General features: G+C 45.8%; 28 protein-coding genes. 24 read left to right on the forward strand and 4 right to left on the reverse strand.

Annotated features, from left to right (window positions below; all coding sequences use genetic code 11):
• Nucleotides 1–16: 16 nt before the first annotated feature.
• Nucleotides 17–430, forward strand: coding sequence for a hypothetical protein (locus ACVBIU_RS15310; protein WP_447161011.1), 414 nt, complete (start codon nucleotides 17–19; stop codon nucleotides 428–430).
• Between the two features lie 11 nt (nucleotides 431–441).
• Here the strand turns inward: ACVBIU_RS15310 and flgN are convergent, their stop codons facing one another.
• From flgN to flgA, 3 genes are all read right to left on the reverse strand, one after another.
• Complete coding sequence (flgN, locus tag ACVBIU_RS15315; protein WP_447161010.1) at nucleotides 442–900, reverse strand: flagellar export chaperone FlgN; 459 nt, start codon at nucleotides 898–900, stop codon at nucleotides 442–444.
• A complete protein-coding gene (gene flgM, locus ACVBIU_RS15320) occupies nucleotides 893–1,180 on the reverse strand; it encodes a flagellar biosynthesis anti-sigma factor FlgM (RefSeq protein WP_447161009.1) in 288 nt (95 codons plus the stop codon). Before flgM ends, flgN begins: the two co-directional genes overlap by 8 nt.
• Before the next feature lie 102 nt (nucleotides 1,181–1,282).
• Nucleotides 1,283–2,014: a flagellar basal body P-ring formation chaperone FlgA gene (gene flgA / locus ACVBIU_RS15325; RefSeq protein ID WP_447164198.1), complete on the reverse strand. Its 732-nt coding sequence runs from the start codon at nucleotides 2,012–2,014 to the stop codon at nucleotides 1,283–1,285.
• Between the two features lie 99 nt (nucleotides 2,015–2,113).
• On the opposite strand from flgA, the gene ACVBIU_RS15330 reads away from it, so the two are divergent.
• From ACVBIU_RS15330 to ACVBIU_RS15385, 12 genes are all read left to right on the forward strand, one after another.
• Nucleotides 2,114–2,464, forward strand: a complete 351-nt coding sequence (locus tag ACVBIU_RS15330; protein ID WP_447161007.1) for a flagellar basal body rod protein FlgB — start codon at nucleotides 2,114–2,116, stop codon at nucleotides 2,462–2,464.
• A 6-nt stretch (nucleotides 2,465–2,470) separates the two neighbouring features.
• Nucleotides 2,471–2,890 carry a flagellar basal body rod protein FlgC gene (gene flgC, locus ACVBIU_RS15335; RefSeq protein ID WP_447161006.1) on the forward strand — a complete coding sequence of 140 codons (420 nt, stop codon included), beginning with the start codon at nucleotides 2,471–2,473 and terminating at the stop codon, nucleotides 2,888–2,890.
• Nucleotides 2,890–3,546, forward strand: coding sequence for a flagellar hook assembly protein FlgD (locus ACVBIU_RS15340; protein ID WP_447161005.1), 657 nt, complete (start codon nucleotides 2,890–2,892; stop codon nucleotides 3,544–3,546). The genes flgC and ACVBIU_RS15340 overlap by 1 nt, the downstream gene beginning before the upstream one ends.
• Nucleotides 3,547–3,566: 20 nt before the next feature.
• Complete coding sequence (gene flgE / locus ACVBIU_RS15345; RefSeq protein WP_447161004.1) at nucleotides 3,567–4,775, forward strand: flagellar hook protein FlgE; 1,209 nt, start codon at nucleotides 3,567–3,569, stop codon at nucleotides 4,773–4,775.
• Between the two features lie 9 nt (nucleotides 4,776–4,784).
• The gene (locus tag ACVBIU_RS15350; protein WP_447164199.1) at nucleotides 4,785–5,519 is read left to right on the forward strand and encodes a flagellar basal body rod protein FlgF; all 735 of its coding nucleotides are present in this window, start codon (nucleotides 4,785–4,787) and stop codon (nucleotides 5,517–5,519) included.
• A 38-nt stretch (nucleotides 5,520–5,557) separates the two neighbouring features.
• Nucleotides 5,558–6,343 (forward strand): flagellar basal-body rod protein FlgG, encoded by a 786-nt coding sequence (gene flgG / locus ACVBIU_RS15355; RefSeq protein WP_447161002.1) that lies wholly within the window; start codon nucleotides 5,558–5,560, stop codon nucleotides 6,341–6,343.
• A gap of 65 nt (nucleotides 6,344–6,408) precedes the next feature.
• Nucleotides 6,409–7,083 (forward strand): flagellar basal body L-ring protein FlgH, encoded by a 675-nt coding sequence (gene flgH, locus ACVBIU_RS15360; RefSeq protein WP_447164200.1) that lies wholly within the window; start codon nucleotides 6,409–6,411, stop codon nucleotides 7,081–7,083.
• A 37-nt stretch (nucleotides 7,084–7,120) separates the two neighbouring features.
• Complete coding sequence (locus ACVBIU_RS15365) at nucleotides 7,121–8,251, forward strand: flagellar basal body P-ring protein FlgI (protein ID WP_447161000.1); 1,131 nt, start codon at nucleotides 7,121–7,123, stop codon at nucleotides 8,249–8,251.
• Nucleotides 8,251–8,664, forward strand: a complete 414-nt coding sequence (locus ACVBIU_RS15370; protein WP_447164201.1) for a rod-binding protein — start codon at nucleotides 8,251–8,253, stop codon at nucleotides 8,662–8,664. The genes ACVBIU_RS15365 and ACVBIU_RS15370 overlap by 1 nt, the downstream gene beginning before the upstream one ends.
• Nucleotides 8,665–8,715: 51 nt before the next feature.
• Entirely contained in the window at nucleotides 8,716–10,089 is a 1,374-nt protein-coding gene (flgK, locus tag ACVBIU_RS15375; protein ID WP_447160998.1) for a flagellar hook-associated protein FlgK, read from the forward strand.
• A gap of 10 nt (nucleotides 10,090–10,099) precedes the next feature.
• Nucleotides 10,100–11,017, forward strand: a complete 918-nt coding sequence (gene flgL, locus ACVBIU_RS15380; RefSeq protein WP_447160997.1) for a flagellar hook-associated protein FlgL — start codon at nucleotides 10,100–10,102, stop codon at nucleotides 11,015–11,017.
• Between the two features lie 24 nt (nucleotides 11,018–11,041).
• Nucleotides 11,042–12,061, forward strand: a complete 1,020-nt coding sequence (locus ACVBIU_RS15385) for a hypothetical protein (protein WP_447160996.1) — start codon at nucleotides 11,042–11,044, stop codon at nucleotides 12,059–12,061.
• A gap of 73 nt (nucleotides 12,062–12,134) precedes the next feature.
• Here ACVBIU_RS15385 and fliB read toward each other — a convergent pair whose 3' ends face one another.
• The gene (gene fliB / locus ACVBIU_RS15390) at nucleotides 12,135–13,310 is read right to left on the reverse strand and encodes a flagellin lysine-N-methylase (protein ID WP_447160995.1); all 1,176 of its coding nucleotides are present in this window, start codon (nucleotides 13,308–13,310) and stop codon (nucleotides 12,135–12,137) included.
• 246 nt (nucleotides 13,311–13,556) lie between these two features.
• On the opposite strand from fliB, the gene ACVBIU_RS15395 reads away from it, so the two are divergent.
• The 11 genes from ACVBIU_RS15395 to ACVBIU_RS15445 all read left to right on the forward strand — a co-directional run bounded on the left by ACVBIU_RS15395 (nucleotide 13,557) and on the right by ACVBIU_RS15445 (nucleotide 21,705).
• Complete coding sequence (locus ACVBIU_RS15395; protein ID WP_447160994.1) at nucleotides 13,557–14,372, forward strand: flagellin N-terminal helical domain-containing protein; 816 nt, start codon at nucleotides 13,557–13,559, stop codon at nucleotides 14,370–14,372.
• A 293-nt stretch (nucleotides 14,373–14,665) separates the two neighbouring features.
• On the forward strand, nucleotides 14,666–16,051 hold the full coding sequence (fliD, locus tag ACVBIU_RS15400; protein WP_447164202.1) for a flagellar filament capping protein FliD: 1,386 nt from the start codon (nucleotides 14,666–14,668) through the stop codon (nucleotides 16,049–16,051).
• A gap of 14 nt (nucleotides 16,052–16,065) precedes the next feature.
• On the forward strand, nucleotides 16,066–16,446 hold the full coding sequence (gene fliS, locus ACVBIU_RS15405) for a flagellar export chaperone FliS (protein WP_447160992.1): 381 nt from the start codon (nucleotides 16,066–16,068) through the stop codon (nucleotides 16,444–16,446).
• Nucleotides 16,415–16,741 (forward strand): hypothetical protein, encoded by a 327-nt coding sequence (locus ACVBIU_RS15410; protein ID WP_447160991.1) that lies wholly within the window; start codon nucleotides 16,415–16,417, stop codon nucleotides 16,739–16,741. Before fliS ends, ACVBIU_RS15410 begins: the two co-directional genes overlap by 32 nt.
• A complete protein-coding gene (locus ACVBIU_RS15415; protein WP_447164203.1) occupies nucleotides 16,734–17,864 on the forward strand; it encodes a flagellar hook-length control protein FliK in 1,131 nt (376 codons plus the stop codon). Before ACVBIU_RS15410 ends, ACVBIU_RS15415 begins: the two co-directional genes overlap by 8 nt.
• Before the next feature lie 14 nt (nucleotides 17,865–17,878).
• Nucleotides 17,879–18,334, forward strand: coding sequence for a flagellar basal body-associated FliL family protein (locus ACVBIU_RS15420; protein ID WP_447160989.1), 456 nt, complete (start codon nucleotides 17,879–17,881; stop codon nucleotides 18,332–18,334).
• Nucleotides 18,335–18,345: 11 nt separating this feature from the next.
• Nucleotides 18,346–19,068 (forward strand): RNA polymerase sigma factor FliA, encoded by a 723-nt coding sequence (locus tag ACVBIU_RS15425; RefSeq protein ID WP_447160988.1) that lies wholly within the window; start codon nucleotides 18,346–18,348, stop codon nucleotides 19,066–19,068.
• Between the two features lie 14 nt (nucleotides 19,069–19,082).
• Nucleotides 19,083–19,940 carry a flagellar motor stator protein MotA gene (gene motA / locus ACVBIU_RS15430; protein ID WP_447160987.1) on the forward strand — a complete coding sequence of 286 codons (858 nt, stop codon included), beginning with the start codon at nucleotides 19,083–19,085 and terminating at the stop codon, nucleotides 19,938–19,940.
• The gene (locus ACVBIU_RS15435) at nucleotides 19,940–20,950 is read left to right on the forward strand and encodes a flagellar motor protein MotB (RefSeq protein ID WP_447164204.1); all 1,011 of its coding nucleotides are present in this window, start codon (nucleotides 19,940–19,942) and stop codon (nucleotides 20,948–20,950) included. The genes motA and ACVBIU_RS15435 overlap by 1 nt, the downstream gene beginning before the upstream one ends.
• The gene (locus ACVBIU_RS15440; protein ID WP_447164205.1) at nucleotides 20,935–21,375 is read left to right on the forward strand and encodes a hypothetical protein; all 441 of its coding nucleotides are present in this window, start codon (nucleotides 20,935–20,937) and stop codon (nucleotides 21,373–21,375) included. Before ACVBIU_RS15435 ends, ACVBIU_RS15440 begins: the two co-directional genes overlap by 16 nt.
• A gap of 45 nt (nucleotides 21,376–21,420) precedes the next feature.
• Entirely contained in the window at nucleotides 21,421–21,705 is a 285-nt protein-coding gene (locus tag ACVBIU_RS15445) for a hypothetical protein (RefSeq protein ID WP_447160984.1), read from the forward strand.
• The last annotated feature ends 1,217 nt before the right edge of the window (nucleotides 21,706–22,922 follow it).

Genomic DNA, 22,922 nt, shown 5'->3' on the forward strand with positions numbered 1-22,922 from the left:
AGTGGAAAAAATTTAGATGAAGCAATTACTCAGATTATGTCAGCAAGAAGAGAAAAAACTCAGCCAACTTGGGCTACAGCGAAATGCAGCGCAGAGCAAGATAGACACCATAGCACAGCAAAAGCTGCAGCTTGGACAGATGGTCACCGACTACACTCAAGTCAATATTACTGGCGGTACGGTAATGATGCTGCAAAATAGCGCACAGATGATCCAAGCCATCGAACCCATGTTGAAACAATTAACTCGCAAGCAGTTATTACTGCAACAAGAGCAACAAAGAATGCATCTGCTTTGGCGTAAACAGCTCGGTCGCCAGCAAGGCTTACAATGGTTATACAAAGAAAGATTGCTTCAGCGTGATCTATTACAGCAAAAGCAAGAGCAGAAACAATTAGATGATCTAGCAGCGCGCTATGCGACCCGCTAATAAACTGGCGGTTAACGTATATTGCCGTAATCGATAGCACTGTCATTTTCGCGCTGCAGCAATTGGTTAATAATCTCTTGCTGAGACACTAATAACTTACCGTTGGCTTCATTCACCTGCTGGCTCTCTTTCACCAACAACAGTAAATTTTCCCACAACATAGACACCTGCACCGATGACGACGGAGGCAGCTTAGCAATTAGCGCCACCATGCCACTGGCATTACCCGCAAAACCTAATTTTTGTAAGGTCCTACGTCGTTCGCTGGCCTTATTCATTAAGCTATCGCACAAACTCGATTGATGTTCATTATGATGTTTAAGACCCGCATTATCTCGACGTTGCATCAATTCTCGTTGGCGCTTTAACAGACTTTTAAGCTGCTTATAGCCTTCAATATCTTGGCGAATGCCGCGCACTATTCCCTGCACTAACTCTCGCTTACTGATGCTCTGACTCGACTCACCCATGCTGTAACACCATAGCATCGGTTAACTTCTCAAGATCGAGGTCAAAACTGCCATCGATCAACGACTGACGCACCTCTGCAACTTTGGCGAGATCAAAGTCAGGCAACTGCTCAAGGCGATGCTGACTGTGTTCAATCAACCTGCAGTCTGCACTCACTTCTTGCTGAGGTTTTATCTGTGCAGAAACGGGGCTCTCTTGCGGCTGGAGCAAGCTTTGAGTCTTGCTCTTACTTGTGCCCATTTCAGCATTGATTGTGCTGTTTATCTTGTTTATTTCCATAATGCCTGCCTCAAATACGCCTACTATAGGAAGTAAAGCGACACCATACAGCCCATTCTGAAATAGCAGCGCGATTTAATAAATCGTTACACCATCAGGGCATTAAAACTGCGTTGCGACCCGTCCCTTAGCAACCGGATAAGCGGAGATGATCTTGCCAGAGCTAAGGTTCTTAACCCGAATAGCCTCCCCCTCACCGCCCCCTTCCAACGCCTCGCCCGGCATGTTGGCGTAGAAACCATTGCTTCTCGCTTCGATAATGACTCGGTCACCAATATTGACCCACTGAGGTGCACTCAGTTGCAACGCCCTGATCGGCTGATAACGACGCACCTTGCGCACAACCTTCCGACCAACAATTTCATCAAAAACCGTCACTAAATCTCTATCAGATGGCCGCAACTTAATCACCTTCCAATCGATATCTGCGGTCAAGATATGCTCCCCACGCTTAAGCACCCGATTGGCGACGGGGATTTTTACACTAACGCTTACCGACGCTCGAACATAAAGACTCCAGCCCAGAACATCACAACTCACCTTACGCTGCACATTGCCCAAAGGGATACCAGAACCGACATCGATGATGAGCTTTGAAGGGCAAAGCTCTAACCTCTTCGCACCCGAGGGTATCTTGATCTTAATATCAGAACTTAGCTGAGTTAAACCGGCTTGTTGTTGCCATAACTCTAACTCTGTAGATAACAACTGACTAAATGCCTGATCTATTTGCTGCGGTGCGTCCAGCGCAGTTTGTGCGGTACTTAACAGCGGAAACAAACCGGAAATACACAGGAGGAAGCAGGAAACACAGGTTCCGATCTTGCGCCGCACATTTATGCAAACCATTGAAAAACCTCACCTAAAACTATTGGCACACTAATTGAATAGTCAAGCAGTAATTAAACTGGATACACCATACTAGGAGTCGTAATGGCTATCAACCTTGATGCCGCATTGGGCATTCACCCGCACACGTTAGATTTCAGAGTCGAGCGCAGCAAGATGCTGGCTGGTAATTTGGCCAATGCAGAGACTCCAGGCTACAAGGCGCGAGATCTCGACTTCAAAAATGTGATGCTGCAGATCAACGCGGGTATGTCTCCAGACCGAAATTATCAAGCCAGTTATCGCGTGCCTTATCAAACATCAGCCGACCAAAACACGGTCGAACTAGGAAAAGAGCAGGCAAGATACTCGCAAAACTCCATGGATTATCAAACCAGCCTAACCTTCCTCAATATGAAGATTTCTGGCTTACGTACCGCTATCGAAGGTCAATAACCTCTTATGTCATTTGCAGAAATTTACCAGATTGCGGGGGCGGGAATGAACGCCCAAACCATTCGTCTTAATACGGTTGCCAGTAACTTAGCCAATGCAGGGGCCGCTGCAGAAAGTCCAGATGAAGCATTTCGCGCATTAAAGCCTGTATTCTCGACCATCTATAAACAGACTCAAGAAGGTCAAGTCGCCGGTGCTCATGTGGAAGTATCTGCCATAGTGCAATCTGATGCGCCGCTGGATCTTCGCTATGAACCCGATCACCCTTATGCCGATGAGCAAGGTTATGTCGCTTACTCCAACGTCAATACCATTGAAGAGATGGCAGACATGATGGCGGCGAGTCGCTCATTTGAAACCAATGTTGAAATCATGAACCGCGCCCGCTCAATGCAGCAAGGTTTACTGCAGCTAGGAGCGAAATAATGAACGTTACCAATACAGCAAGCACCAATAATACCAATAACGTCGTTAATTCACCGGGGAATGACTCTGCATCTATCAAGAACGAATTCATGACCTTGATGATTGCTCAAATTAAAAACCAAGACCCAACCAATCCGATTGATGGTACTGAATATGTCAGTCAACTAGCTCAGTTTTCTCAAGTTGAAAGTCTTGAGCAGATGCGTGCTAACCAATCGACGCAAATGGTGATCATGGAAAACCTAGGTATTGTGCAGTCAGCACAGCTTGTCGGTAAAGATGCCATGGTACCCGCCTCTGAGTTTAGCCTTGACGGCACTCCTATCGACGGCAAAGTCTATCTCGACAGCTCGGTTGAAAACTTGAGTATCGATATCGTCGATGAGCACGGTGAGGTGGTACACAGCTTAGAAATGGGCCCACAAGAAGCGGGCGATCGCAGTTTCACTATCGACCCACAAGCATTAGAACTGCCTGCAGGTGAATACAGCATTGTGGCTAACACCACGGCTGGAGAAGTCAGTAAAACAGCTGATACCTTCGTAAAAGCTGAAATCGAAAAAATACATTTCATCAGCGCATCAGGAATGATGATGGCTGAGCTCGGTAATGGTCTAGGCACGATTTCGGTGCTTGAAATCTCTGAAGTTTCATAATTGGTTTAAAGGATTGATCGATGTCTTTCAATATTGCGTTAAGCGGCTTACAAGCAACCACACAAGATCTAAACACTATCAGTAATAACATTGCTAACTCATCTACCATCGGATTTCGCAGTGGTCGTAGTGAGTTTTCAGCCATTTACAATGGCGGTCAAGCTGGCGGTGTGAACGTAATGAATACCAGCCAAAACTTCAGTGCTGGCGGTAGCTTAACTTACACTGGTCGCCAACTAGATATGGGTATTCAAGGCGATGGTTTCTTTATGCTAAGCGGCCAAGACGGCAGCACCATGTACTCAAGAGCCGGTATGTTTAACCAAAATGCTGATGGCTTTGTTACTGACCCTGCAGGCAACCGTTTACAGGGATACTCAGTGAGTGCTGCTGGTAATCTGCAGACAGGTAACGTTACCGACCTACAAGTACAAGCCGGAGCCCTACCTGCCCAAGCGACCTCAACCATTGGCTTGATCTCTAACTTAGATGCTAGAGTCGAAGAGATTGACCCTGCAACAACCCCGTTCGACTCAGATGATGCTTCGACCTATCACTCTTCAAGCACTGTAACAGCCTATGATTCACTCGGTAACGAGCATGCTCTGACCCAATACTACGTTAAGACCGCTGACAACTCTTGGTCTGTACACTACATGATGGGCGACACAGATGTGACTCCAGCAGGTGGCCACCAGCTAAGTTTCGACTCAGACGGTATGCTAACCGCAGGTAAAGATCTGACGCTCAATATCACCGACCCAAATATTATTGGCGGTGCTTCAAACATGAGCCTAGCGCTGAGCTATAACAAGAGCACTCAATACGCTTCTGACTATAACAACTCAAGCCTTAGCCAAAACGGTTACACCTCAGGTGAGCTAAATGGTATTCGCTTAGATGAAAGCGGCATGCTCTACGGAACTTACACCAACGGTCAAGAGCAGTTACAAGGCCAAGTCGTTCTAGCTGATTTCAATAACCCTAACGGCTTAATTCCTCAGAGTAACAATGCTTGGGCTGCAACGAATGCTGCGGGTCAGCCAATCATAGGCACACCAACTACCGGCACCTTAGGTTCAATTGCGGGCGGTTACCTTGAAGGTTCAAACGTCGATCAAACCGCCGAAATGGTTAACTTGATGACGGCGCAGCGTAACTATCAGTCGAATGCCAAGGTGTTAGATACTAACTCCACCATGCAACAAGCCTTGCTAAACGCGATTTAAGGCTGACTCATGGACAGAATGATATATACAGCAGCAAAAGGCGCCGCCAGAGTGATGGAGGCGCAAGCGATCCGCGCCAACAACCTCGCCAACGCTGATACCACAGGCTTTAAAGCTGACTTAGAGCGCGTTAATGCCATGATTATTGCCCCGACAGGTAATAGCTTACAGACACGTGTGCTCGCCCAAACCCAGAGCAGTGGTTTCAATCTGCAAAGTGGCGCCATGAACCCTACAGGTAGAACCTTAGATCTCGCCATCAACGATGCAGGTTTGTTCTCAGTGATGACAGCTGAAGGCGAAGGTTATACCCGCTCAGGTGCCATCACCCCCGATGCCAACGGCCAGCTCACCTTAGATGGCCGCCCTGTCGCTGGCGTCAACGGTCCTATCGTACTGCCAGAATACCGCGAACTTTTTGTTGGCGATGACGGCAGACTCAGCATTATTGCCGATGAAGGCGGCATTATCGAAGAAGTTGGCCAGCTCAAGCTGGTTAATCCCGATATTGGCCTGATGAGCAAGGGCCTAGATGGCTTGCTGTATACCGCCGACCGCCAACCGTTACCAGCTAGTGATGAAGTGACTGTCAGCAGCGGTTTTCTCGAAGCCAGTAACGTCCAAGCCGTGGGCGAACTTATCGCCGCGATGGATTTGAGCCGTCAGTTTGAAGTACAGGTCAAACTGATGAAGAGCGCCGAAAAACTCGCAGAAGCAGGCAACCGCTTGCTACGTGATGCGTAGACCAATTTTTTAAAGCCTAGACTTTAAAGGAAAAACAGATGCAATCAGCTTTATGGGTCAGTAAAACCGGTTTAACCGCCCAAGATACCAAGATGACCACCATTGCCAACAACTTGGCAAACGTTAATACCACAGGCTTTAAGCGCGACCGCGTTGCTTTTAACGACCTGTTCTATCAAGTACAGCGCCAGCCTGGCGGTCAAGTCGATGAGCAAAACGAGCTACCATCAGGCTTGCAACTCGGTACCGGTACTCGTGTTGCGGGTACCCAAAAAGTCTTTACCTCGGGTGACATGCTCACCACTAATCAACAACTCGATTTGGCGATTGAAGGCCAAGGATTTTTTCAAATTGAAGAAGCCAATGGTGAGTTAAGCTACTCCCGTGACGGCCAGTTCTATCGCAACAGCGAAGGTCTTATGGTGACCTCTCAAGGTTTACCGCTAGCACCCAATATTGAGATCCCAGAAGACGCACTCAATGTCACTATCGCCAGTGACGGCATCGTCTCTGCCCAGATGGCAGGCCAAACCGACTCACAAGAATTAGGCCAGATCACCTTGGTTAATTTTACCAATCCAGCCGGACTCGAAGCCCGTGGTAATAACCTGTATCGTGAAACTGGCGCATCTGGCGCAGCGGTTGAAGGTATTGCAGGTGACCAAGCTCTAGGCCAAATACGCCAAGGAGCACTAGAAGGCGCTAACGTCAACGTCGTAGAGGAAATGGTCGAAATGATCTCAACTCAGCGCGCCTACGAAATGAACGCCAAAGTCGTGTCGGCCTCAGACGACATGCTTAAGTTCCTCAACCAAGCGCTGTAACCAGCGCTTTATTGACTGGCTCAACCATGGCTTATCAACCAACAACACTCGAAAAGGGCTCCAGCATGCAATCACTATGGCTAAGCTTTTGCGTAGGCTTAACATTACTGCTATCAGGCTGTGTCGCGCACATCCCCGAACCAGATACCGCACCAGGAAACCCAGAGTGGGCGCCGCCAGAAATTGATTACAGCCTACCACCAGCTGAGAACGGCAGTGTTTATCGTCCAGGCTTTATGTTGACGCTATTTAAAGATAAGCGCGCCTATCGTGAGGGTGACATTCTCACCGTGGCGCTGGATGAAAAAACCTATTCGAGTAAACGCGCCGACACTAAAACCAGTAAATCAGGCGGTGTATCAATTGACGGCCAAGGCACTACGGGCACAAGCAGTATTGCTGGCAGCGGTGAAGCCAATATGGGGCGCTCTTTTAACGGTACAGGTTCAAGCACTCAACAGAACCAGTTATCAGGATCTATCACGGTGACCGTCGCTAAGGTACTACCTAATGGCGCTTTGTTGATCCGCGGCGAGAAGTGGTTGCGTTTAAACCAAGGCGATGAGTACCTGCGTTTACTCGGGCTAATCCGCGCCGACGATATTGGCAACGACAACACCATTTCATCACAACGTATCGCCGATGCACGAATCATTTATGGTGGCCAAGGCGCTATCTCAGATAGTAATCGCATGGGCTGGGCCGCTCGCTACTTCAATAGCCCTTGGTTTCCCTTGTAATCGTTTGTTTGAATATTCAAAAGTCAGGATTGTGTGAATGAAAAAAATAGCCATCTTTATGCTCAGTATGTTGCTCGGCTTATCACCTTTACTTCCAGTTAAGGCACAGGTTCAGCACCGCTATCTGATGGATATTGTCGATGTGCAAGGGATCCGTGACAACCAACTCGTTGGTTATGGTCTAGTCGTGGGTCTAGACGGTACAGGTGACCGTACTCAAGTCCGCTTTACCAGTCAGTCTATAGTTAACATGCTTAAACAATTTGGGGTGCAGATTGATGACAAGACCGACCCGAAACTGAAAAACGTCGCCGCGGTTGCGGTTCACGCCACCGTACCGCCACTAGCAAGCCCTGGACAAACATTAGATATTACCGTGTCATCACTCGGTGATGCTAAAAGCCTACGTGGCGGTACGCTATTGATGACGCCAATGCGCGCCGTCGATGGCGAAGTTTATGCCGTCGCTCAAGGCAACTTAGTTGTCGGTGGTGTTTCGGCACAAGGACGCAACGGCAGCTCAATCACTATTAATGTACCGACGGTCGGGAATATACCTAACGGTGCTCTGTTAGAAGCTGCAATGCACAGTAGCTTTAATGAAAACGAGCACATTGTCCTTAACTTAATCGACCCTAGTTTTAAAACTGCCCGCAATATTGAGCGTGCAGTCAACGAGCTATTCGGCCCCGATGTCGCTGAAGCCGATAGCAGCGCAAAGGTAATCGTACGAGCGCCTAGCTCGAACCGCCAACGCGTCACCTTTATGTCTATGTTGGAAGAGCTGCAAATTGAGCAAGGTCGTAAATCCCCACGAGTGGTATTTAACAGCCGTACCGGCACCGTGGTTATGGGCGGCGATGTGGTGGTACGTAAAGCTGCTGTCAGTCATGGCAACCTCACAGTGACCATTGTTGAACAAGAGTTTGTTAGCCAACCTAATGGGGCCTACCTAGGCCAAGCACAGGGTGAAACGGTTGTAACAAACGACAGCAAAGTCAATATTGATGAAGGCAATAGCCATATGTTCGTCTGGCCTGAAGGTACCGCCCTCAATGATATTGTTCGCGCAGTAAATAGTTTAGGGGCCTCCCCGATGGATCTAATGGCAATATTACAAGCGCTAAACGAAGCGGGCGCGCTTGAAGCCGAATTAGTGGTGATTTAATGAAACTCGACAATAACCATAGTTACCTCAATCAACTCGATGCCGGTGAACTAATTAAAGCAAACGGTGAACACGGTGCCCTTAAACTTGTTAGCCAACAGTTTGAAGCCCAGTTTTTGCAAACCGTCTTAAAACAGATGCGTAGCGCCTCCGATGTAATGGCCGATAAAGACAGCCCGCTCTCTTCACAAAATGATGGTATGTACCGTGACTGGCATGATGCCGAGCTCGCTGGACGCTTAAGTCAGATGCAAAACACCGGGCTTGCGGAGGTGATGACTAAACAATTGTCAGCGGGACTTAAGTCTGAGCCAGAGATGGTCGCCTCTAATAATCAATCGAATGGCACTCCCAATACAGTTGCGATGCAACCCGCTTTAATATTGCCATTTATGACTAAACCGCAAGAGTAAATGACGCTGCTGATTAGCCATCATTTAAAACGATAGAGATAAGGATTCAAGATGAGCATGCTCAACATTGGTATGTCGGGGCTTAATGCCAGCATGGCAGCCCTAACAGCCACTTCCAATAACGTCACCAATGCCATGGTGCCAGGATATTCTCGTCAGCAAGTGATGCTTAGCTCTGTTGGTAATGGTGTCTACGGCAGTGGTTCAGGCGTGATGGTCGACGGTGTGCGCCGGATATCGGATCAATATGAAGTCGCGCAGTTATGGAACACCACCAGCAACCTAGGCTTTGCTCAGACTCAATCGAGCTATTTAGGCCAAGTAGAGCAGATTTTTGGCTCAGAAGGTAACAGTATTTCAGCCGGTCTAGACCTATTATTTGCCTCACTAAACTCGGCGATGGAACAGCCTAGCGAGATAGCTCATCGCCAAGGTGTACTCAACGAAGCTAAAGCGCTGACTCAACGTTTCAACTCCATTAGTGAAGGCTTGAACTCTCAAGTAAGTCAAGTTGAAGGCCAGATTGGCGCCTCAGCTAAAGAGATCAACGCTCAACTAAAAACTATCGCGAGCTTTAACGCTGAAATACAATCATCAAACGCTTCTGGCAACGTGCCTTTAGAGTTACTCGATGCGCGAGATGCCGCTATCGATGATCTGTCAGCGATTGTAGATATCAATGTGGTTGAAGACTCTAGTGGCATGATCAACATCTCGCTAGCCCAAGGTCAGCCTCTGTTATCTGGCACTATTGCCTCAAAGGTCCAGGTTACTCCCGATCCGGCTAATCCCAAGTTTAGTCAGCTAAGCATTCAGTTCGGACAATCGAGCTTTCCACTTGATGAAACCGCCGGTGGTAGCTTGGGCGCACTGATCGACTATCGTGATAATAGCATGGTCGACTCGATGGCTTTCATCGATGAGCTGGCCATGGCCATGGCTGATGAATTTAATGCCGTGCTTGCTGGCGGTACCGATTTAAATGGTAATACACCAACCCAAAACTTGTTCACTTACGACCCAACAAACCCAGCAGGTAGTCTAAAGATGACTGCGGGGTTTAACGCTGACATGCTGGCTTTTGGTAAAGACGGGACACCTGGGGATAACAGCAACCTTAAGGAACTGGTCGAAATCGCTAACAAGAGTTTTACCTTTAGCTCCATGGGTGTCGATACCACCATGGGCGATGCGTTCGCCAGTAAGATTGGAGAGCTAGGTTCGGCCTCTCGCCAAGCTAAGATGTCTAAAGACACGGCTGAAACCCTCCAACTTGAAGCCCAAAAACAATGGGCCAGCACCAGTGGCGTTAATATGGATGAAGAGGGCGTTAACCTCATCATCTATCAGCAGTCTTACCAAGCCAATGCCAAAGTTATCTCGACTGCCGATCAGCTATTTCAAACCATTTTGAACAGTATTTAAGGAGCTCTTCATGCGCGTAAGTATGCTTAATCTCTATAGCAGTAATTTACAGAGTCTGCAGAACTCCACTGCCGATATCGCCAGAATCAACGAGATGATGTCCACTGCCAAATCAATTCTACGCCCATCTGATGACCCTATTGGCTCAGTAAGGGTGATGGGCAACGAGCGAGATATGGCTGCGACTAATCAGTACATTAAAAATACCGAGTCGTTAAGTACCAGCTTTAGTCGCTCTGAAACCTATATGTCGAGCATGGTCGAGCTGCAAGGGCGTATGCGTGAAATCACTGTATCAGCCAATAATGGCAGTTTGTCTCCTGAAGATAGAGCGGCTTATGCCGCCGAGATGAACGAGCTACTGGAAGCCTTTGCCGACACCCTTAACGCTAAAGACGAAGCGGGTAACTACCTTTTTTCAGGCAACAAAACTGATACGCCTCCAATCGGTAAAGACGCCAGTGGTAACTATGTTTATCAGGGAGATACCAATACTCGAGAAGTACAAACCTCTGGTTCGTCTTGGATGACAGCGAACAGCACCGCTGCAGATTTTATTTTTTCTAACGGTAGCACCGATATTCTGAATCAAACTAAAGACTTTATCGCAGCACTCGAAGACCCGACGCTTTCCCCTGGCGATCCTGTATTTAGTCAAGCTGCCACCGACATGCAAACTAGCTTAGATGACACTCTGACCAGCATCAGCTCGGCGATCACCGATATTGGTGGCAAGCAGAATACCTTGAGCTTAGTGCAAGCTTCGCACGAAGAACGGGTACTATTTAATAAAGAAGTGATAGGTGAAACTGAAGGCTTAGATTATGCTCAAGCCACAGCGGAGTTCAACTTAAAGCTGACAACCCTAAAAGTGACGCAGCAAACCTTTGTACAGGTATCGCAACTGTCACTTTTTAACCATATATAATTTTAACCAGCTTAAGAGAAGTCAATGCTCAACGGGATTTCAGACGCACTTAATGTACAGCAGCGCAGCCAGACGGTTGCGCCCACTGCTAGCGTGCAGCTACCAGTTAAAGAGCAAACCAAAGCAAACGTTGCTAGCATTCCTACCCACAGATTAGAGAGCTATAGTAAGTGGGCGAAAGTGACACAGGGTCAACATAAGATCAGTGCTTCACAAGTCGCAGAAAAGGGGCTGCAGCAAGTACAAAGCCTACTTAAGCAGTTGCAAGGCCATGGTCAGCAATCCTTGTCGACGAATACAGGGACTGAGCAATTTAGTCGTATTCAGCAGCTACAACAAAAGTTAGCCCAATTAGAGGTAAGCTATCAAGGTAAGCCTCTGATCGATCATCAGCTCAATCTTATCTCGCCCCAAAGACCAGCAAGTCAATACTGCTTTAGCTTGAAATCGGTAGATTTAGCTGCTGTAAAACTCCGAGATGAGCAGCTTAATATGCAAATTGGCAATGAGTCGATAAGAGTTCTATTACCCGCAAATGCTCAACCTATGGAGCTGATTAACCAACTCAATAACGCCTTAAAACCGATAGACATGCAGGCGGTGAGGAATAACGACGGTAAGCTTATCTTCAAGAGCAGTAAGCAGCAATGGCAGCAGGTTCAGTCAGGATTAATGATGACCGGGCAAGGGCAGCGTTTACCCGCCGGTGACGCTAGAACCATCAAGGTCAGTGAGGAGCTTAATTGGCAAGATCCTAGAGAGTGGCGCTTCAACAGCCAAACTGAAATCAAGCAATCTCTGGCCAAAATAGCAAAATCACGCCATAAAGTTGAGTCCCAATTACAAGAGCTCAACGCCAGTCAGCAACACCTCAAGTTGCAACTACAAAAAGTAAACCTTCACAAAGATGCTGGACTAGAACTTGAAGCCACTTTGACTCAAGTATCCGAGCTAATGCAGTCCTCGCCTTTTAGCCTACAAGTGACTTCACTGATGGCACAGGCAAACTTTACCCGTCCTCAGGTATCCGCATTATTATCTTAGTTGAGTGAGGTGAAGCCAAAACCATGGCCTCACAAACTAAACTATCATCGAAAAAACCATGAGCGAAAAAAGATTACGATAACAAGGTCAGTATTGAAGCTAAATCATCAAATTTAGCTTCATCTAAAAGATTAATAGCATACTGACTATAGTTGGCTTTATGCTGCCTATTGGTGTGGTAAACCTGAAAACACATGATGATGTCATGCTCAGACAAGCCATTGTTTTTAGACGCAATCACGGCTAAATAACAACGCAACATAAAGAAATCTAACAACATCACCCTAAAGGCTTGCGATGGTGTCAGCTTATCAACCTGGGGGAAACTCATATGGTAAAAGTAATAAAGTAGATAACGACTAAATAACTCTTGTTGGCCACCTATTGCAGGTTCAGCTATCTCTTTCCAAGCTTGATTAATACTGCTCATACTAATGTTTTCATGCTCATCTGCCATTGAGCAAATAGCTTGGTTTATTAGCTCAAACCGACTCCGACCTCGCCTCACTTTATTGGTATTCAACCACAATTGAATGGAGGTAAATGCATGCATTTGGTGTGTATCTGTATCTTGATTAAAGCCCTCGAAATGCTGCTTAAGCTGACCGTTATCACTTAAAATAACAAGCTGCTGAAACATACTATCGAGAGCACTACTTTCAACTTCCCCTTTAGCCGCTTTATCTGCAGTATTCATCAAAATACCGATAGCGGTAAGACCGAGTTCCAGCGGTTGTTCAGGCTTTAACAGTAATTGAATTGAATAATCATAAGCTTTTTGGGCCCAAAGTGGTGTCGCCTTGTAGCTACGATGATGATTAATTGCTGTTCGCTGCAAACTAAATGCATCGGGTCGAAGCAAAATATTTCTCGCTGCCTCAGGGCAAGATAATGATAGGCTGTCATAGCGATCCCCACCCCTCATATGCGACATTCTTGGATAGGTCTTGCAAGTATTACTCAGCAATGCCTCCCCGGCCTTAGCATGAATTTGGCAGAGTTTATTGTCATCTAAAAAGCCACATGCCCCCTCTTCATTCAATACCGCTTGAGCCCACACCTGATCACTCTTTTTGACCTTTTTCAGTGCCGTTTTAGCCAAAACCTTAAGCTCGCTATGTGCCAAGGTTTTTTTATAGCTCTGCTTATCAATATGGATATTCCAGCCATAACAGCAACTGTCTTCACACTCGCCGCCAATACAGCTGAAGTTAGTGACGAAACTGGGTCTAATGAGTGAATGCTTCATTATTGCTCTCTTTATTATCAAGTTTTGGCCAAGCCTAGATATGCTTATTAAGAGCGACCAAAACACCGATTAACTAAAGTCTTTTTTGTCATTCACCAATTATAATTAAAAATATTTAATCCTTAATATTCATGCGGATACACTTAAAGCAACAAATTAAATCACCAATTGCTTTCAGTTTTCATTTAGCGCGTCGTTTTAAGATTATAGAAACCAAACAATCAGTAAAACTCAAAGGAATATCCTATGTTATCTGTAATGACTAACAACGCGTCTAACATCGCTCAAAATGCTGTCACTAAAAATAACGACCTACTTAGCAACGCTATGGAGCGTCTATCTACAGGTCTTCGCATCAACAGTGCGTCTGACGATGCTGCGGGTCTACAGATTGCGACTCGCCTAAACGCTAACGTAACAGGTATGGAAACAGCTGGCCGTAACGTGTCTGACGCGACTTCTATGCTACAAACTGCCGATGGCGCACTAGATGAGCTAAACAACATTGCTTCTCGTCAAAAAGAATTAGCGACGCAAGCAGCTAACGGCGTGAACTCAGCAGAAGACATCAAAGCACTAGGTGCTGAATATAAAGAACTTAACGCTGAGGCTAATCGTATTATCGACAGCACTGAATACGGTGGAAACAAGCTATTCACTGAACTAGATAAAGGTGTTGGCTTCCAGATCGGCGCCTCAAACACAGCTTCAGAGCAGCTAACGGTTACAACTAAAGTAGCTGATGTTAAAGCTCTTTTTGTTGGCGAAATTACAGATTCTGCAACAGCTAAAGCTCAAATTGACAACGTTGATAAGATTATTGACACCGTAGGTACTGAGCGTTCTAACCTAGGTGCTAGCATTAACCGCCTAGGTCACACAGCATCTAACCTAACTAACGTTACCGAAAATACTAAAGCGGCTGCTGGTCGTATCATGGATACCGATTTTGCGGTAGAAACGGCAGCTATGACCAAAAACCAGCTACTCGTTCAAGCCGGTACTAACATCCTGTCTTCTTCAAACCAAAACACTGGTTTGGTTATGGGTCTATTGGGCTAATCTTCCCCCCATTCTCCCAACTTTCTATCAAGGGCCTTCGGGCCCTTTTTTTTGGCAACAAATTCCCCGCAAAACTTCAGTGCCCCTAGCTTGAGGTCGCCTTACTTATTACATGGTTGTAGTGAACATAGTGCAATAGTCGCAAGCGGAAGCAGTACTTCCCTTTAAGCGTTAGTAACGGAAGGAAAGTTAATCCGCCACATGCAGCTAAAGATTTAAAGAAGATGTAAAACATATACTTAACTATTGGCACAAAGATTGCCAATTGCATTACAGCAAGATTGGAGGATCAAATGATTTCAGGTATGGGTGGCGCCTCATTCGCCGAACAGCTTATCGTCGCAGAACGCACGGGTAAAGATCAGATATTTGAAAGCAATATGACCAAATATGAGTCGCAACTCGATGCCTATAAGATCCTCGAGCGTAGTCTAAATAGCATGACCAGCAAACTAGAGACAATTGATGGTGACGCTTTCGAGAGCAAAACCTCAACCATTAGTGATGATAATGCCTCAATCACGGTCGAAAGTGGCGCACCTACCGGTAACTATGATCTGCATGTTAAGCAACTAGCCCAGGCACACCAATTAACCAAGAGCTTTGCCAGCGAAACTGAAGTCCTACCGACAACGGGCATGCTAAGCATTCAAGTTGGTCCTAGCGCAGCTGACACCATAGAGATCGACATGGCAGTGCTCAATGCCGATGGCACAAAGACTGTTACCGACCTACGGGATGCCATCAATAACCATTCAGCTAACCCGGGAGTGCAAGCATCTTTGGTCAGAACGGGTGGCCAAGTCGAATTAATGCTGACCTCAAAAGAGACGGGTGAAGCAAACGCCATTGACGTCAAGATGGACGGTGCAGACTGGGGCATGACCGAACGAAAAGCGGCGCAAGATGCGCTGGCGACCCTTAACGGCATAGATATTCAGAGCAGCAGTAACAATTTAACTAACGTTATTGATGGTGTCTCTATTGAACTTAATAAAGTCCACGCAGTAGGTGAAAGCAGTAGCATTAAGATCAAATCTGATACTGACTCCAGCGAACAAGCAATTGAAGATTTTGTTGATATTTTCAATGACTTGATGGACGAAATAAATAAGTTAACTCGCTCCATGGGCAGTGAAGCCTTAGATGATCTTAATAATGAGAATGACGATAACAGCGACAGTGATGAAGATGAAGATAAAGACGAAGATGATGACTTCAACTCTTCAATTACCGAAGATCAGCTAGGCGTACTCAAGGGTGATTCGAGTATTCGAATGCTGCAACAGAATATGCGGGATGCCATTTTTGATGCGGCGCCAAACGGTATGCGTCTATCTGACATCGGTGTAGAAATGGGCCGTGACGGCAAACTCGACATTGACAAAGATAAGTTATCTAAAGCACTAAAAGATGATCCTGACGCGATACAAGCCATGTTTACCGATTCTGGCAGCTATATAGACAGGCTCGATACCATCATCGACCCCTTCACCAAGTTCCAAGGCTCGATGGATCTCAAGCAAGACAACCTTGAGAAACAGATCGAGCGAGTCGAAACCAGTATGGATAATCACGACAGACAGATGGAACAAAGGTATCAAATTTATCTGGCTCAATTTACCGCAATGGAAGCCACCATTAGCCAACTCAACTCAGCTAGCGCACTGTTTTATTAAGGAAATACTAAAAAATGTTGAACGAGCACGATCCCTTTAATGCTTATAAGCAAACCTCTTTGAATGCTAGAGCCGCAGCTGCGAACCCTCACGAGATGGTACGAATGCTTCTCGACGGTCTATTAGAAGAGATCCAGCGTGCTAGCGGCTTTATGCAGCGCAGGAGCTTTGAAGATAAAGGTCAGAGTATCAACAAGTGCCTCAATATTGTGCATGGACTCGATTCCATGCTCGATATCGAAAATGGCGGCGAAGTGGCCACAGGGCTAAACCGTCTTTATGACTATTGCAGTCGCCAGCTGGTAATCGCAAGTGTTGAAAACAGCGTTACCGCCCTAGAACCCATTACCAAGGTAATTACCGATGTCAGAGCAGGTTGGGACAATCTCAATTGAGCAGTGGCAACAGTTTGAAAAAGCGCTGCAATTCTATGCGAGCGCTCAAAACTGGGAAAAACTGGTCATAGTGAATAACAAGATGACTGCTGCACTAAAAATGGCTGGCAAACCAAGTAGTCGATCGCAACTACTTGCGCGTCAATCCTTGGCTAACACCCATCAAAAAATACTTAAACAACTCGCGCAAGCTCAAGACGAACTGAAACAAGAGATGAGTCAATTTAAACAGCAACAAGATGGCCTAGCCGCCTACCAACTGACCTGCGTCAGTGGTGGAGTAAACAATGACTAGCCCTGTACTTCCAAGCACATTTGTCAGCGCATCGACAAACTCTACACAGCCAAGTGCAATAAGGGCCCACGGCGCTAGCCATTACTCTGAGGAGGCCGAGCTACCTAGCGGATCAGAGCCTTTACTGTTTTCGCTAATTCAGCCGTTGCAGCAATCACTTTCTGGTACTGTGCCAGCAATTTCTGCTGGCACAGTAAGCGATCTGAGCCAGCCATTGGGCCAACTACAGCAGCAAACGGCCTATAGCAACACGCAGCTATCAATCGACTCATTCACACAAGCGGCTAGCAATCCGTCGATAGAACATAAAGGCCATTACAGCGCGACATTTCCGCTTAACCAACAAACATTAAATGCTAATCCATTAGCCACGCATAATGTTAGCCAGGCTATCGCCAACCCTACATCACAGGTCACAACGGCGGTTCAATCAGCTCCATTACATTCAGTTCAGCCCACAGCAATAAAAGAGCTTGTTGCGGGTATAAACGGGACTCAGCCTGCCAATACTCATTTGTCGTTAGCGACTGGTATGCTCAAACCTGATAGCGCTACTCACTATTCAGGCTTTCAAGCTGCCACCCAGCAGGTGTCGAGCACATTTGCTCCGAGCTTGATAGAAAGCGCAGGCATCGACGCTATCGATTCTGCTCAAGCTACTGTCAGCTCTCGTACTCACAACACTGTTGCACAGTGGGGGCCCGTTTCGGTATCGCAGTCTGCGCCCTTACTGCAGCAGAGCCACGAAATGCTTTCGCCACTTAGAGAACAACTAAGGTTCCAAATCGATCAACAGATCAAACAAGCTGAAATTAGGCTCGACCCGCCAGAGCTAGGCAAGATTGAACTTAATGTGCGCCTAGATGGTGATCGGCTACATATTCAAATGCATGCAGCTAACCCCTCAGTAAGAGATGCCCTATTAATGGGACTCGATCGACTTCGGGCTGAATTAGCCATGGATCATGGTGGACAAATTGATGTCGATATTAGCCAAGGTGAGTCGCAACAGAAGCAACCACAGGGCTCATCTCAATCGGCGATAGCGGCTGAAAGTTTTCATGAGGCCCAACATTCAACCGCTGATACATCTCAACAAGATCAGGTTGATCTACTCGCATAACTAAGGAACAACTTATGCCTTTAACTAAAAACAGCAGCAAACGGATCAGTCTTTTTCTTTTTATCATTGCATGGACGGCGGGTATTTTTTGGGCTGGTTGGCAATCACCGACACTCATTGGCGGCCCCTTTGTAGAAAAAGAACCAGAAGTTAAATCGGCACAATTCTATCCATTAGATAAGTTTGTCATCTCTATTCCAGGAGATGAATACCCTCACTATTTATTACTAGAAATGGCATTTAAAAGCCGCTCAAATAATGTCGCAAGCATCATTGAGCAAGCCGACCCAGTTATCAAAAATTCATTAATGAAGATGTTCTCAAACAAACATTTCAATGAACTTAATAGTGCAAAACAATTTGAGCCCCTACAACAAGAAGCTCATAACGTGTTATCTGCAGTACTGGAAGAAAATAACTTCGCCATCGAACTTGATGACGTACTGTTTACTCGCATGGTTATTCAATAAAGGCCTATGCTATGAATGCTGCACAATCTGCCTATCAAGAAGTGTCTGAAGATATCGCTGTCAACCGTCTATCCGAGAGTAAGGTGATGGTGCAATATCTGCCTTTAGTAAAGCGCTCCGTATCGCAACTAAGAAGCCATTGTGGCTCTGTTCTGGCCATTGAAGATATGGAGCAGATAGGCATGATGGCATTACTAGAGGCAGCTAGGCGTTACCCTGGAGAATATGATAATGGCTTCCTTTCTTTTGCGGGCCAGCGGATCCGCGGCGCGATTTTAGATGAGCTACGCCGCCAAGATTGGCGACCGCGGCCTGTAAGACAGCAAGCTCACGAACTTAACGACACCGTGCGTCAGCTCACCCGCTTATTGGAAAGAGAGCCAAGTGACAAAGAGGTCGCTGAAGCCATGGGATTGAGTGAAACAGAATACCGAGAGCGCTTATTTGCCTCCCAGTCAGAATCGATGCGCAGCCTAGATGAACTCATAAGCGAAGGCGGAAACTTTGTCGATAACAATGACATATTGGAGCAATTTTCAGCAAAAGAGTGTTTATTCCAAGCTATTTCAAAATTAAACAAAAGAGAACAGCTGATCCTGTCGCTTTACTATCAACATGAACTCAATTTAAAAGAAATTGCCGCAACCTTGGGACTGACTGAAACGCGTATTTGCCAGCTGCACAAACAAGCAGTCAAACAGCTTCAGAACATCTACAAACAATGGGAACGGTAAGCAGGTGAGGTAGTATGAGTAAACTGTTTGGGCTAGTAATAATTCTCTTGTCAGTTTTTGGTGGATATGTGTGGGCAGGGGGAGCATTAATTTCCCTTTGGCAACCAGCCGAAATCCTGATTATCTTTGGTGCAGGTATCGGTGCGCTTATTATCGCTAACCCTAAGCCGGTTCTGAAAGAGATGTCTCAGCAGCTCAAAGATCTAGTAAAGGTCGAACAAGAAGACCCTGACCTTTACCCGCAACTATTTGGTTTAATGAACATGTTAATGTCACAGATCCAGTCTCAAGGGCTGCGAGTACTGGATGACCATGTCGAAAAACCAAGAGAGAGCTCACTGTTCTTAATGTATCCAGCGGTACTTGAACACCCTAACGTGCTTAACTTCCTCATTGATAACCTGAGATTACAATCAATAGGTAAGCTATCTCCTCATGATCTAGAACATATGCTCGAAGAAGAGATCCACCGCATAGATGAAGATAGAATGCGTCCTTCCCATGCACTCGGTAAAGTCGCAGAAGCCATGCCAGGCTTTGGTATTCTTGCCGCGGTAATGGGGATTATCATCACCATGTCGAATATCGATGGCCCAATCACGATGATTGGTGTAAAAGTTGCCGCCGCGCTGGTTGGAACCTTTATCGGGATCTTCGCTTGTTATTGCATATTTGACCCCCTTGCCAAGGCAATGGAGCATTTAGTCGAACGTCAATCGGCCCAGATGCGATGCGTAGCAGCGATGCTAACCGCCTTCGCTAAAGGCAAACCACCAATGCTTGCTATCGATGCTGGACGTAAACAGATCCAAAGTGAAAACCGTCCAACCTTTATCGAACTTGAACGTTGGTTGGTGGAGCAAAAAAGCTAATGGCAATTAGACCTGAGCCTATCGTCATTAGACGCAAAAAGCGCTCCAAGGCTAAAGCCGGTCATGGTGGCGCTTGGAAAGTGGCATTTGCTGACTTTACCTTAGCCATGATGGCGCTATTCATGGTTTTATGGATCATGCAGATAGCCGATCAGCAAGAACGTACTATGATAGTGCAATACCTTAATGGTGATCTTTACGATAATGGCTCAATTAACCCTTTCAACTTAAGTGGTGCACCTTCGATGCTCGACTTTCAAGGGAGTATAGCTATACAACAAGCCGTATTACCTGCAAGCTCTAGTGGCGTTGAACGCAGTGGCCCAGCTATGCATAACCGTATTCCACAAGGTACTGAAAATGCTAAAGCTGGAAAAGGGCCAGAGCTAAACTCCTTGGTTCCTGGTAAGTTTGAAACTCAAGCACAGCTTGAATTCTTAGCAAAAGAAATCGACAAGGTAATCACAGATGTGAGCATGGGCGCCAATGTTGAGCTGCAAGTCGTCCCGCAGGGGGTGCGCATCTTAATGCACGATAATATAAATCAGTTTATGTTCACCCGTGGTAGTGCGGAGATGAAAACTTACTTTGAAGATCTGCTAATGGCCCTTGGCCCACTACTTAGTCAGGTAGAAAATAAGATCACCATTTCAGGCCATACTGATTCAAGCCCTTATGCCGGTAAGACATTCACCAACTGGGAACTATCCAGTAATCGCGCTCTTTTAGCGAGGCGGGTACTTGAATATGGCGGCCTTAAGCGTAATCAAATCATTCAGGTAACAGGCATGGCAGACCAGGCCCCGTACATCATTGATGATACTGCAGCTGCTGCAAATAGGCGTATTGAAGTGTTAGTCATGACCTCTGATGCTGAAAATCAACTACGCCAGATGATGGGACAGCCAATACAGCCAGCAACCCCGGATGATAACGTCCAGCAAGCCAAAAACATTGCCGAAGCCAATCAACCACGGACGAGATACCCGCAGCTATGGACGAGCCAATAGTTACAGTCGGTGAATTTATTCCTGCGGATAAAGAAGTAAAGATACAGAAACCAGGAAAAGAAAGCCGACAATACGTAAGAATGAGCCTAAGAGATAATGACCAACAAGATATACTTTTCGCCAGTGACGGCGTTACGGTTTCTCTATTAAAAAAAGGTTACTTGCTAAGTAAGAAGCTTGGTATCGCTAACATAAAAAATATTGGCTTAGGAGGCGCAGGGCTGATTAGTCGCAGTAACTTAAAGGCCAAACAAACTATCTACATATCCATTGATGGCGAAGACTTTCCAATTCAAGTGATGCATGTAGAAAATATTAGTCATAAGCTTAATTTTATTGGCGCTAAATGGGCGCAACAGGATGAACAACAGATAGTTTATATCATCAATAAAATCTATAACTTAAGTCGGTCACCACGTAAGTAGTGGTTTAAATAAATTAGGTATTCAGTGACGAATAAGGAGATCACAATGCCTGCTTCATACGAGCGCAAAGGACCCGATGCCTTACAAAAGCTTTTCCTATATTTAATCTTGTTCGATTGGATTATCTTAATCTATTTGATTGTAGAGATTAAACAGATGTCATTCCAGCATGGTGCAACAACTTCAGTCATCGTAGCCATGTTTAACTTATTACTGGTTAACCTATGCTTTAGGCGTGCACGTAGAGCAGAAGATGGATATCAGATCTACCCAGTAATAATTGGTGCTTTACTGTCATTTTTTCTTATCGCCTACTTCTTCTTCTTTTAACTCTCCCGTTTAAGCCTAATTCTGCCCGTTACCAATGTAACGGGCTACGCCAACCAACAAGCCGCAACCAAAACCTTTATAGAAGTTCTATTCCCGCTAGATTATTTTAAGCAGTATTTACCCTCCATTTTTAACTCTATGTACTTTGATGATGCAAAACTATTCGCTTAAACCACAATCTATAGGTGGCAGTAGTGCTATGTATACAAGATTAGATTCAACCTTAAGCTGTTAAAAAATAATGACCTAAATAACAGTCGCAGCGATTATTTAGCGGTATCTATCGACCAGTATAAGAAATTGATCTACTTAAGGTATTTAGCAAACCAATTTAAGATTAATTAACAATGGAATAATTGCTCCCTTGTGAAGTGCTTCAACGCAAAAGTATAGGCAGGCTAAAACACTCCTTACTGGTGAGCTTTAGCCTGAGCGATCATACCTTTATACTGATTGTTTATACTGATTGTTTATACTGATAGGTATTAGATACACCTACATTATTTTATAAACGCCCAAACCCAAATCTTCTCCAATGCCAGCCATGGCTTCAAGGATAAGTACTTCCAGTACAAATACTCCACCTTAATAAGATAGCTTACTCACAGTTAAACTTGAGTGCCCCTGGAAATTGTCTACGACGGACATGGTTGTGGAAATCATCACTTATACGGATGCATAAAAATTACCTCTTATAGTTCGCGCAGCAAATACATGAGAGTGAAAAACTCCTGATCTGAATACAACACATTCAAGTGCGTTGTAGCGCGAGTAACCTTTTACAAAGCTGGGAGATGTGCCGAATGTAAGCAACACATGGGTGTAGTGTCAGGTCAAGCTCAGTGGCGGTGCGACATTTTCAGCGTTCGCATATACGAAAAAAGCCCGTTGCGTTAGCAACGGGCCTTATCGCTTCTCTTTCGAGAATACTGTTTTGTCTTCTCTTTTACAAAAGTGAAAATAAAAGTGGCGCCAGGAAATGGCCAGCTTCGCGCTCATTAGCACATCGCTAAAGCGATATTCGCCCTACTATCACCTGGAAATGTAGCATGCTGTGCATGCGCTATTTGCTTGCACCATGCTCGAGAGGTTTTCTTTCAAGGCTAAAACGAAAAAATCCCCAACACTGAGTGCTGGGGATTTATCGCTTCTCTTTCGAGAATAATTTGGCGCCTGGAAATGACCTACTCTCACATGGGGAGACCCCACACTACCAT

This window comes from Shewanella sp. 30m-14 (genome assembly GCF_052977125.1).